Here is an 11790-nt window from a genome sequence, read left to right on the forward strand (position 1 = left end):
TGTTAATTTTATACAACAAGTTACTTAATTCAAGCTATTCTAGTCTCGTAGCTCAGCTGGTTAGAGCGCTACACTGATAATGTAGAGGTCGGCAGTTCGAGTCTGCCCGGGACTACAATTTATAAAGTAATTAGTTATAGGAAATTCTAGAAGCTAGAGAATTCTACATTGTCAATTCTGAATTCGTAATTCTGAATTTCAATTAATGGGGGATTAGCTCAGTTGGCTAGAGCGCTTGCCTTGCACGCAAGAGGTCATCGGTTCGACTCCGATATTCTCCACTAGGTAATGCCAAGAGATGATGTATATTATCTTAAGGGTATTGTAAGGATCAAGATTGATATATTATTATCGGTTTTGATTTGTAACGTTCATTGACATATTGGTAAAATGATATCGTAAGAATCAAAAAGATAGAGCGTTTAGAATAGCAATATTTTAAGCGATTTTTTATAAAAATATAAAAGAGCTCGTTGTAGTAGAGATACTATAGCAAAAAGTACAATAAGTTAAGTAAGGGCGTATGGCGGATGCCTAGGCTCTCAGAGGCGATGAAGGACGTGATAAGCTGCGAAAAGCTACGGGGAGGGGCACATACCTTTTGATCCGTAGATCTCCGAATGGGGCAACCCGTCATGTTGAAGACATGACATCTCGCAAGAGAAGTGAACCCGGTGAACTGAAACATCTAAGTAACCGGAGGAAGAGAAAACAATAGTGATTCCGTTAGTAGTGGCGAGCGAACGCGGATTAGCCCAAACCAATGTTGTTACGGCAGCATTGGGGTTGTAGGACCAAGACATTTGATGCTTATTGAATTAGAACTGTTTGGAAAGACAGACCATAGCGGGTGATAGTCCCTTATAAGTAAGATAAGTTATTGATATTGGTATCCTGAGTAGTGCGGGACACGAGTAATCCTGTATGAATCCACCGGGACCATCCGGTAAGGCTAAATACTCCTGAGAGACCGATAGTGAACTAGTACCGTGAGGGAAAGGTGAAAAGAACCCTAAGTAAGGGAGTGAAATAGAACCTGAAACCGTACGCCTACAAGCGGTCGGAGCTGCATTTATGTGGTGACGGCGTGCCTTTTGCATAATGAGCCTACGAGTTACTGTTTCTAGCAAGGTTAAGATTTTAAGAATTGGAGCCGTAGCGAAAGCGAGTCTGAATAGGGCGCTTTAGTTAGTAGTAGTAGACGCGAAACCGAGTGATCTACCCATGGGCAGGTTGAAGCTGTGGTAACACATAGTGGAGGACCGAACCAGTTGACGTTGAAAAGTCTTTGGATGACCTGTGGGTAGGGGTGAAAGGCCAATCAAACTCGGAAATAGCTCGTACTCCCCGAAATGCATTTAGGTGCAGCGTTGAGTAAAAGTTTTATAGAGGTAGAGCTACTGATTGGATGCGGGGGCTTCACCGCCTACCAATTCCTGACAAACTCCGAATGCTATAAAATGTTTCTCAGCAGTGAGGGCATGGGTGCTAAGGTCCATGTCCGAGAGGGAAAGAACCCAGACCATCAGCTAAGGTCCCCAAATATATGTTAAGTTGAAAAAACGAGGTTTGTCTGCCCAGACAGCTAGGATGTTGGCTTGGAAGCAGCCATTCATTTAAAGAGTGCGTAACAGCTCACTAGTCGAGCGGACGAGCATGGATAATAATCGGGCATAAACATATTACCGAAGCTATGGATTTGTATTAATACAAGTGGTAGGGGAGCATTGTAAACTGCGTAGAAGGTGTATTGTAAGATATGCTGGAGTGTTTACAAAAGAAAATGTAGGCATAAGTAACGATAAGGGGTGTGAGAAACGCCCCCACCGAAAGACTAAGGTTTCCTCAGCGATGCTAATCAGCTGAGGGTTAGTCGGGTCCTAAGGCGAATCCGAAGGGAGTAGTCGATGGCCAACGGGTTAATATTCCCGTACTTCTTATAATTGCGATGGGGTGACGGAGTATTGAAAGCACCGCGAACTGACGGAATAGTTCGTTGAAGGCTGTATCTATAGGATCTGTAGGCAAATCCGCAGATTTTGGAGAAGGTTGATAGTACCATAAGGCTTCGGCTGCGTGGATAGTGTGCCTAAAGGCTTCCAAGAAAAACCTCTAAGCTTCAGGTTATAAGAACCCGTACCGTAAACCGACACAGGTAGTTGGGATGAGAATTCTAAGGTGCTCGAGAGATTCATGGCTAAGGAACTAGGCAAAATAGACCCGTAACTTCGGGAGAAGGGTCGCCACGCCTTTGGCGTGGCCGCAGTGAAAAGGTCCAGGCGACTGTTTATCAAAAACACAGGGCTTTGCTAAATTGAAAGATGATGTATAAGGCCTGACACCTGCCCGGTGCTGGAAGGTTAAGTGGAGTTGTTAGCATTTGCGAAGCAGTGAAATGAAGCCCCAGTAAACGGCGGCCGTAACTATAACGGTCCTAAGGTAGCGAAATTCCTTGTCGGGTAAGTTCCGACCTGCACGAATGGTGCAACGATCTGGACACTGTCTCAGCCATGAGCTCGGTGAAATTGTAGTATCGGTGAAGATGCCGATTACCCGCAGCGGGACGAAAAGACCCCGTGAACCTTTACTATAGCTTAGTATTGGCTTTGGATAAGTAATGTGTAGGATAGGTGGGAGACTATGAAGCGGCGTCGCTAGGCGTTGTGGAGTCATCCTTGAAATACCACCCTTTGCTTATCTAGAGTCTAACTCAGAGATGAGGACAGTGCTTGGTGGGTAGTTTGACTGGGGTGGTCGCCTCCAAAAGAGTAACGGAGGCTTCTAAAGGTACCCTCAGCACGCTTGGTAACCGTGCGTAGAGTGCAATGGCATAAGGGTGCTTGACTGAGAGACATACAGGTCGATCAGGTTGGAAACAAGAGCATAGTGATCCGGTGGTTCCGCATGGAAGGGCCATCGCTCAAAGGATAAAAGGTACTCCGGGGATAACAGGCTGATCTCCCCCAAGAGCTCATATCGACGGGGGGGTTTGGCACCTCGATGTCGGCTCGTCACATCCTGGGGCTGGAGAAGGTCCCAAGGGTTGGGCTGTTCGCCCATTAAAGTGGCACGCGAGCTGGGTTCAGAACGTCGTGAGACAGTTCGGTCTCTATCTGCTGTGGGCGTTAGAAATTTGCGTGGATCTGACTCTAGTACGAGAGGACCGAGTTGGACTGACCTCTAGTGTACCTGTTGTTTCGCCAGAAGCATGGCAGGGTAGCTACGTCGGGAAGGGATAAGCGCTGAAAGCATATAAGCGCGAAACCCACCACAAGATGAGATTTCTTTAAAGGGTCGTGGAAGATGACCACGTTGATAGGCTATAGGTGTAAAGGCAGTAATGTCATAGCCAAGTAGTACTAATAACCCATAGACTTATGTACGTTTCCCGCCGCAAGGCGGGAGCCACTCTTTTTTAGTTTGTTGCTTACGATCTTATTTTACCATATGTTAATTTTATACAGTTATGTGAACACGTAGCTGAAAATTTTAGGGTGGTTATAGCATTAGGGCTCACCTCTTCCCATTCCGAACAGAGAAGTTAAGCCTAATAGCGCCGATGGTACTGCATTATTGTGGGAGAGTAGGTCGCTGCCTTTCTTATATTCTTTACATAGAATATGTAAAAGCCTTGTATCATTTGATACAAGGCTTTTTTTGTTAACACTTCTCAATAACTAATACCTAAATCTTAAGCTAAATTGTTATATTTGATAATCACATTAAAATTTTTTAGAATGAAAAAAATAGTATTCTTACTTATATTTACGACAGCTTCTCTTTTTTCTCAAAAAGTAGATCTATCTTATTATCTTCCTAAAAACGTAACGTTTAATTCTGATATTCCAACACCAAAATCAGTGATAGGTCATGAGGTAGGAGAGTGGCATATTACTCATGATAAATTGGTTGAGTATATGAAATCATTAGCTGCGTCATCAGATAGAATAAGTATAGAGAACAGAGGTTTTACATATGAGGATAGGCCACTTTTATTGTTAACAATAACATCGCAAAAAAATCACTCTGAAATAGAAAAAATAAGAAATACCCATTTGAGAGCAATTAACAATTCATCTGAAGATGTTTCTAAAAGTCCAATTATTGTATATCAAGGTTTTTCCATTCATGGAAATGAGCCTAGTGGTTCTAATGCAGCATTAGCATTGGCTTACTATTTAGCAGCGGCAGAAGGACCAGAAATTAATAAGATGCTTGATAATACTATTATTTTATTAGATCCATCTTTTAATCCTGATGGATTGCAACGTTTTGCATATTGGGCGAATACAAATAGAAGTAAAAACATTAATCCAGATCCAAACGATAGAGAGTATAATGAAATATGGCCAAGAGGAAGAACTAACCATTATCAATTTGATATGAATAGAGATTGGCTACCTGTTCAATTACCTGAAAGCAAGGCAAGAATAGCTACTTTTCATAAATGGATGCCAAATATTTTAACCGATCACCATGAAATGGGAAGTAATTCTAGTTTTTTCTTTCAGCCAGGTATTCCAAGTAGGACAAATCCTTTAACTCCCAAGTTAAATCAAGAATTGACTAAAGAAATAGCAACATATCATGCAAAAGCTTTTGATAAAATTGGCTCTTTATATTATTCAGAGGAGAGTTTTGATGACTTTTATTATGGGAAAGGATCTACTTTTCCTGACATAAATGGTAGTATTGGAATTTTATTTGAACAAGCAAGTTCTAGAGGACACGCTCAAGAAACTTCAAATGGGATTTTAACTTTTCCTTTTACTATTAAAAATCAATTTACTGCTGCATTATCTACCTTAGAGGCTGCAAACAGTATGCGTGTAAAAATTCTACAATATCAACAAGATTTTTTTAAGGATTCTAAAAAAACATATTCAAATAAGGCAATAGTTTTTGGTGATGAAAAAGACGCTGCAAAGACTTATCATTTAGCTGAAGTATTAAAGAGACATCAAGTTAAGATTCATGAAGTAAATCAAGATTTTGTAATAAATAATAAAATATTTAAGAAAGGATATAGTTATGTTGTTCCGATGAATCAGCAAAATCATCGATTAGTAAAAGCGATGTTTGATGTTCGTAAAAAGTTTGCTGACAGTTTATTTTATGATGTTTCTGCTTGGACTTTTAATCATTCTTTTGGTGTTGATTATGAGGAAAACATATCACTTTCTAAAGCTGGTGATGAAATTGATGAGCTTTTTTTTAAGGAAGGAAGTATTTCTATGAAAAGTGATTATGGTTATTTAATGCCGTGGAATGAATTTTATACTCCAAAGGTTTTAAACGCAATTCTTAAAAAAGGAATTAGAGCAAAAGTGTCTATGAAAAATTTTACGAACAGTAATATATCTTATGAATATGGTACAATTTTTATTCCTGTTCAGAATCAAAAGCTATCATCTGAAGAATTGTATAATTTTTTAAATACTTCGGTATCAAATACTGCAGTTCAAATAAATGGAGTTAGTACAGGTTTAAATAATGGAATAGATTTGGGATCAAACAATTTTAGACCAATAACTGTTCCTAAAGTAGCTATGCTTGTAGGTAATGGAATTACTGGTAATGATTCTGGAGAAATATGGCATTTGTTAGACCAACGCTTTAATATTCCTTTAACAAGAATAGATATGAGTTATTTTAATAGTGTGGATATTAGTAAGTATACCACCATTATTATTCCGAATAGCTATAGTTTGGGAAAAAATACTGAAGAAAAATTGAAAACTTGGGTAAAAAGAGGAGGCGTTTTAATAGGTTATAAGAATACTGCAAGATGGTTAAGTAATAATAAATTTATAAACCTTAATTTTAAAAAATCTTCTATTGATACAATTAAAAATGTCACTTTCGAAAATAGATCTTTACAGTCAGGAGCTCAAGTAATAGGCGGCGCAATTTTTGAAGCTAAAATAGACAGATCGCATCCTATAAATTTTGGATACAAAAATAATCAAATAGCATTGTTTAGAAATTCTACTTTATTTATTGAACCTGATAAAAGAAGTTATAATAATCCTATTCAATATACAACAAGCCCTTTATTAAGTGGTTATATATCAAAAGAAAATGCAAAACTAATTAAAAATACGGTACCCTTTAAAACTCAAAGCTTAGGACGTGGTCAAGTAATTATTTTTACTGATAATACAAATTTTAGAGGTTTTTGGTTTGGTACCAATAAATTATTGATGAATGCAATTTTCTTTGGGGATAAAATGTAATATCTAAGAATTCTTAAAAAAAATAGCCTATTATAATTATAATAGGCTATTTTTTAGGAATTTATTTATTTTTATAGAGTTTGCTATGAGTTTCTTTTTGTGGTAAAATTTCTTATACCTTCAGATTTATATTAAGATTGTGGTTATCTAGCTATTTTATTAAAATAGGTTAAAATTTTAGAATTATTTATATTAAGTTTTAATAAAGGAAACGAAATAAAGTTTATGTAACACTAGTTCCATCTTTCACTGAATTCAGTGTTTTTAGCAAAACTACTTCTCCTATATCATCATGTACACCAAGCACAAGTATTTCGCTCATGAAATTTGCAATTTGCTTTGGTTTAAAGTTTAATATGGCAATTATTTTTCTATTTATTAGGTTTTGTATCGTATAATTACCTGTTATTTGTGCACTTGTTTTTCGTATTCCTAATTGTCCAAAGTCGACTTTTAATTGAAAAGCCGCCTTATTAGCAATAGGAAAATCTTTTACTTCTATTATTGTACCAACTCGTATATCAATTTTATTAAAATCGTTAATTGTAATTTTTTCTTTTATAGTTTTCAAAGCCAATTTTTACGTTTTAATAGTTCTTTAATATGTGCAAAATGATGATTACAGTGCCATGCATATATTGCGATGCTTTCTTTTAAAGAAATTTCTTTTTTATCGGTTGGGTGATAAAAACTTTTCTCCAATTCTTTGAAGTTTAACGTATTTAATAAATATACCCATTTTGCGTGTAACGTTCTTAAGGCATTAATGGAAAGTGATATTGGTGCTTCTTTAGAGTCTTTTAAAGCTGCCCATCTTTCTTCGTAGTAAGGTTTTATTGTTGGTGTATTTTCAGTTAATGCCCATTTAAATCTATTATAAGAATTATGATGACTATCATAACAATGATGAATAACCTGTTTTATTGTCCAACCATTTGGCTTATAGGTTGTATTTAACTGTTCTTCAGAAAGGTTTTTAACTAATTCTTCAAGTGATTTTGGAAATTCCTCTAGAATCGCAATCCAATTAATGATGTCTTTTTCTGAGATGTTTTCAGGAATACTTGGCTGACCAATCGGATATTTTAGAGTCTCAATATTCATTTATTATTTATTCAATATTTTTAACATTCTTGTAGAGTTTCTATTTTCTGGGTTAATAGATGTTGATTTCTTGTAATTTTCTATGGCCTTTAAAGTGTCTTTATTTTTTAAAAATGCTTCTGCCAAACTATTATAAGCATTAGAGTTATTTGTGTATAATTGGGTATTGGTACTTTCCTGAAATAGGTTGACTAAAAATTAAACCATTAATTACAGTCACTTATGAAAACAAAAAATGAACACTGGCTAAAAAAAAGCTACCAAAAAGCAACTCTAGAAACCAAACTTTTAGTCGTTGACCAAATCTTAAACGGACAATTATCTAGAAGTGCTGCTTCTAAAAAATATGATATTCCTAGAACAACAATTACTTATTGGTTGAGAAAATATAGTACCTTAGTGCAACAAAACATAGGTATGAGCAAAAACGATCAAATTAAAAAACTTAAGGAAAAAATTGAAGAACTAGAGTTTGTAAAGGACTTTCAGCAAGATATTATTGCAGATATGGAACTCATTACAGGAGTCGATATGTCAAAAAAGTCATTGCCCAAAACATTAGCAAAAGAGATAGAACAAAAAAAGAAAAACCGTTTAAAAGAAAGTGGTTCTATGAGTGTTTTGGGATTAGTAAACAAGCTTTCTACAAAAGACTCAAAACACAACAAAAACAACAAATAGACCAACAAAAGCTAATCAAAATGGTTAAGGATTATCGCAAATCTGTAGGATCTAAAACTGGTGGTGTAAAACTATACCATGCCCTCAAAAAAGACTTCATTAATGCGGATATTAAAATGGGAAGAGACAAGTTCTATCGATTTCTAAGAAGCAATAACTTACTGATTCCTAAACGCAAAAATTACATCACCACAACAAACTCTAACCATATGTATAAGAAATATAAAAACCTAGTGAAAGACCACGTTCCTAATCGTCCTGAACAACTTTGGGTAAGCGATATCACATACATTAAAACCGAAAACGGGCACAACTATTTAGCCTTAGTTACAGATGCTTATTCTAAGCAAATTATGGGCTATAAAATCGACAATCATATGAAAACATCGCTTTGTAAGGACGCGCTTGCTATGGCTATTAAAAATAGAAAATATCCCAATAAAAAGCTTGTACATCATTCCGATAGAGGTTTTCAGTACTGTAATCCTAAATACACTGATTTTGCTGAAAGTAACGGAATCACAATGAGTATGACTGAGCAATACGATCCGTATGAAAATGCAGTTGCCGAACGTATCAATAGAACTCTTAAATATGAATATGGGTTAAAACAAACCATTAAAAACACCCATTTAGCCCAAAAAATGACTAAACAAGCTGTACACATCTACAACAATTTAAGGTTGCATTATAGTCTAGCGTTAAGAAATCCGGCAGAAGTGCATCTCAACCCTAATATCAAATACAAATCATATCGAAAAAATAATGTAAATTTACCTGAAATAAAGATCTAATAACTTAATTAGTTCAAATTATTTTTTTACCTCTTTAAAGGCTGAAAAAAATTGTTTGAACGTGTAAAAAAAAAGTCAACCTATATCAGTATAATACAATTTATTTTAAAAATTTCTATTGCCTTTTTGTTTTGATTTTTTCTAAGAAAACTGTACCCTAATTTATTTATTGTACTTCTACTGATACTAAGGTTTAAAGAATCTTGTTTTTTTATTTTTAGATATGCTTGTAACGCTTTGTCAAATTCTCCACTTTCAACTAATTCTAGTGGAGTTTTTTCGTTTTGTTTTAGTTTTTTAAAAAAATACTTCTCTCCTTTATGTTCCACTTTTTCAGCAAGTTCAATATGAACATTGGGCTTTGAAATAAATATGATTTTTTCATTTAATTCTTTCATGTAAAACGTACTATCGTTTACTTTTAAAGGTCGAATATTTTCATCACCTCTCCATTTAATAAAAAGCTCATTATTTTTAAAATAAATTTCTATTACCTCATTAGCATTAAAAAGATATCTTCCAGAAAACTCTTTTATAAAATTTTCTGAATTTTTTTGAGGAGAGCAGGAAAAGAATAGTAAGAATGTTAAAAGTAGTACAACTGTTTTTTTCATTGATAACTGTTATTTTAATTGCTCCTACAATGTATAAAAAATAGCATTAAAAAAAGTTTTTTTTGATTATAATCTGTAGCGTTTATAAAAAAATGTATTCAATTTATTAATTTAAGTAAAAAGTAAATTTCACTTTCCACTAGACATCGTATGGATAAAATGATTAAAATGTTGTTTTTTAAGTATTTACAGAAGTTAGAAAGTGTTAGAAATAATGCACAGTAGTTACAAAGAGGATAAAAACTTTAATTATTTGTTACTTTTGGTAATTGATTATTTTAGATAAAAAAATAAAAAATGGCAAAAACATTATTTGACAAAGTTTGGGATTCTCATGTAGTTCGTAGTGTAAAAGACGGACCTGATGTTTTTTTCATAGATCGTCATTTTATTCATGAAGTTACAAGTCCTGTTGCTTTTTTAGGATTAGAAAGTAGAGGAAATACAGTTCTGTATCCAGAAAAAACATTTGCAACTGCAGACCATAATACACCAACAATTAATCAACATTTACCTGTAAAAGATTCGCTATCGGCTAATCAATTAGATGCTCTAGAAAAGAACGCCGCTAAGTATGGTATTTCTCACTGGGGACTTGGAGATGAAAATAATGGAATAGTGCACGTTGTTGGTCCAGAAAACGGAATTACATTACCGGGTGCAACTATAGTTTGTGGAGACTCTCATACTTCTACCCATGGCGCTTTTGGAGCAATTGCTTTTGGTATTGGTACATCAGAAGTAGAAATGGTATTATCTACTCAGTGCATTATGCAACCAAAACCAAAAAAAATGCGTATTAGTGTAAACGGCAAATTAGGTTCTGGTGTTACACCAAAAGATGTTGCTTTGTATATAATATCTAAGCAAACAACTTCTGGTGCAACTGGTTTTTTTGTAGAATATGCAGGAGATGTTTTCCGAGAAATGTCTATGGAAGGGAGAATGACAGTTTGTAACTTATCTATAGAAATGGGAGCAAGAGGCGGAATGATAGCGCCAGATAATAAAACTTTCGAATATATTAAAGGTCGTTCTAAAACACCGAAGGGTAAAGATTGGGACAAAGCTATGGAGTACTGGGAAACACTTTACACCGATGAGGGTGCAACCTTTGACGCCGAGTTTACTTACAATGCCTCAGATATTGAACCGATGATTACTTATGGTACTAATCCAGGAATGGGAATAGGAGTTTCAAAATCTATACCAATGGCTGCAGATGCAGAAGGAGGTGCAGAAACTTACAAAAAATCTCTAGGTTATATGTCTTTTAACGAAGGAGAAGCCATGATTGGTAAGCCTATAGATTTTGTGTTTTTAGGCTCCTGTACTAATGGAAGAATTGAAGATTTTAGAGCTTTTTGCTCTATTGTTAAAGGAAGAAAAAAAGCATCGAATGTAACTGCTTGGTTAGTTCCTGGTTCCCATAAAGTTGTGGCACAAATTAAAGAAGAAGGTTTAGATACTATTATTTCAGAAGCTGGTTTCGAGTTAAGAGAACCAGGTTGTTCTGCTTGTTTAGCCATGAATGATGATAAAATTCCTGCTGGAAAACTATCCGTTTCTACCTCAAATAGAAACTTTGAAGGAAGACAAGGACCAGGTTCTAGAACATTATTAGCCTCTCCGTTGGTAGCCGCTGCTTCAGCAGTTCAAGGAGTAGTAACAGACCCTAGAACATTATTGTAGTAGTGTTTTAAATTAATAAACTTAAGTTAAATAAAATTAAATGGCTTACGATAAATTTAATGTATTAAAAAGTACAGCGTACCCTTTACCAATTGAAAATGTAGATACAGATCAAATAATTCCTGCTAGGTTTTTGAAAGCTACTGAGAGAGTAGATTTTGATAAAAACTTTTTTAGAGATTGGAGATATAATTCAGATGGTACTCCCAAAAAAGATTTTCCTTTAAATAATGAAATTTACAGCGGTTCTAAAATTTTGGTTGCCGGCAGAAACTTTGGCTCTGGTTCTTCAAGAGAACATGCAGCATGGTCTGTGTATGATTTTGGGTTAAGATGTGTAATTTCTTCAGCTTTTGCAGATATATTTAAAGGGAACTGTTTAAATGTTGGTGTTTTACCTGTTCAAGTTTCGCCCAAATTTGCAGACACATTGTTTGATGCAATTATGAATGACCCAAAAACAGTTATCGAAGTAGATTTACCAAACCAGAAAGTAACATTGTTAGCTACAGGGCAAAGTGAGTTTTTTGAGATTAACACCTACAAAAAAGATAATATGTTAAATGGTTTTGATGATATAGATTACCTGAAAAACATTGAACAAGAAATAACAACATTTGCCCAAACCAGACCATTTTAAATTTAATTACTCTTAAATATTAATCTTTT

Annotated in this window: 8 protein-coding genes, 2 tRNA genes and 2 rRNA genes; 9 read left to right on the top strand and 3 right to left on the bottom strand. The window is 35.0% G+C overall.

Going from position 1 to position 11790, the window contains the following annotated elements; translation table 11 throughout:
* Window positions 1-41: 41 nt before the first annotated feature.
* The 5 genes from WHD54_RS00105 (at window position 42) to WHD54_RS00125 (ending at window position 6236) form a co-directional block, all read left to right on the top strand.
* Window positions 42-115, top strand: a tRNA-Ile gene (locus WHD54_RS00105).
* A gap of 92 nt (window positions 116-207) precedes the next feature.
* A tRNA-Ala gene (locus WHD54_RS00110) sits at window positions 208-281 on the top strand.
* A 221-nt stretch (window positions 282-502) separates the two neighbouring features.
* Window positions 503-3383: ribosomal RNA gene (locus WHD54_RS00115) — 23S ribosomal RNA — on the top strand.
* A 107-nt stretch (window positions 3384-3490) separates the two neighbouring features.
* Window positions 3491-3600 (top strand): 5S ribosomal RNA (gene rrf / locus WHD54_RS00120).
* 137 nt (window positions 3601-3737) lie between these two features.
* Window positions 3738-6236, top strand: coding sequence for a M14 family metallopeptidase (locus WHD54_RS00125; protein WP_088324925.1), 2499 nt, complete (start codon window positions 3738-3740; stop codon window positions 6234-6236).
* A gap of 223 nt (window positions 6237-6459) precedes the next feature.
* Here WHD54_RS00125 and WHD54_RS00130 read toward each other — a convergent pair whose 3' ends face one another.
* Together WHD54_RS00130 and WHD54_RS00135 are read right to left on the bottom strand one after the other, a co-directional pair.
* The gene (locus WHD54_RS00130; protein WP_317043164.1) at window positions 6460-6807 is read right to left on the bottom strand and encodes a tRNA-binding protein; all 348 of its coding nucleotides are present in this window, start codon (window positions 6805-6807) and stop codon (window positions 6460-6462) included.
* On the bottom strand, window positions 6804-7340 hold the full coding sequence (locus tag WHD54_RS00135) for a YfiT family bacillithiol transferase (RefSeq protein ID WP_088324924.1): 537 nt from the start codon (window positions 7338-7340) through the stop codon (window positions 6804-6806). The genes WHD54_RS00130 and WHD54_RS00135 overlap by 4 nt, the downstream gene beginning before the upstream one ends.
* A gap of 222 nt (window positions 7341-7562) precedes the next feature.
* Here WHD54_RS00135 and WHD54_RS00140 point away from each other — a divergent pair, with 222 nt between their 5' ends.
* Together WHD54_RS00140 and WHD54_RS00145 are read left to right on the top strand one after the other, a co-directional pair.
* Entirely contained in the window at window positions 7563-8021 is a 459-nt protein-coding gene (locus WHD54_RS00140; RefSeq protein ID WP_340766635.1) for a helix-turn-helix domain-containing protein, read from the top strand.
* The gene (locus WHD54_RS00145) at window positions 7967-8815 is read left to right on the top strand and encodes an IS3 family transposase (RefSeq protein ID WP_340767760.1); all 849 of its coding nucleotides are present in this window, start codon (window positions 7967-7969) and stop codon (window positions 8813-8815) included. The genes WHD54_RS00140 and WHD54_RS00145 overlap by 55 nt, the downstream gene beginning before the upstream one ends.
* 80 nt (window positions 8816-8895) lie before the next feature.
* Here WHD54_RS00145 and WHD54_RS00150 read toward each other — a convergent pair whose 3' ends face one another.
* Window positions 8896-9429, bottom strand: a complete 534-nt coding sequence (locus WHD54_RS00150; protein ID WP_088324915.1) for a hypothetical protein — start codon at window positions 9427-9429, stop codon at window positions 8896-8898.
* Window positions 9430-9726: 297 nt separating this feature from the next.
* Here WHD54_RS00150 and leuC point away from each other — a divergent pair, with 297 nt between their 5' ends.
* Together leuC and leuD are read left to right on the top strand one after the other, a co-directional pair.
* The gene (gene leuC / locus WHD54_RS00155) at window positions 9727-11121 is read left to right on the top strand and encodes a 3-isopropylmalate dehydratase large subunit (RefSeq protein WP_088324914.1); all 1395 of its coding nucleotides are present in this window, start codon (window positions 9727-9729) and stop codon (window positions 11119-11121) included.
* 40 nt (window positions 11122-11161) lie between these two features.
* A complete protein-coding gene (leuD, locus tag WHD54_RS00160) occupies window positions 11162-11761 on the top strand; it encodes a 3-isopropylmalate dehydratase small subunit (RefSeq protein WP_088324913.1) in 600 nt (199 codons plus the stop codon).
* The last annotated feature ends 29 nt before the right edge of the window (window positions 11762-11790 follow it).

Source organism: Polaribacter tangerinus, from assembly GCF_038024095.1.
Classification (GTDB): Bacteria; Bacteroidota; Bacteroidia; order Flavobacteriales; family Flavobacteriaceae; genus Polaribacter; species Polaribacter tangerinus.

Bases quoted from the DNA above. Each gene is read 5' to 3' on its own strand.
- leuD (WP_088324913.1), top strand. From the start codon at position 11,162: ATGGCTTACGATAAATTTAATGTATTAAAAAGTACAGCGTACCCTTTA.
- WHD54_RS00125 (WP_088324925.1), top strand. From the start codon at position 3,738: ATGAAAAAAATAGTATTCTTACTTATATTTACGACAGCTTCTCTTTTT.
- WHD54_RS00150 (WP_088324915.1), bottom strand. From the start codon at position 9,429: ATGAAAAAAACAGTTGTACTACTTTTAACATTCTTACTATTCTTTTCC.
- WHD54_RS00140 (WP_340766635.1), top strand. From the start codon at position 7,563: ATGAAAACAAAAAATGAACACTGGCTAAAAAAAAGCTACCAAAAAGCA.
- WHD54_RS00135 (WP_088324924.1), bottom strand. From the start codon at position 7,340: ATGAATATTGAGACTCTAAAATATCCGATTGGTCAGCCAAGTATTCCT.
- leuC (WP_088324914.1), top strand. From the start codon at position 9,727: ATGGCAAAAACATTATTTGACAAAGTTTGGGATTCTCATGTAGTTCGT.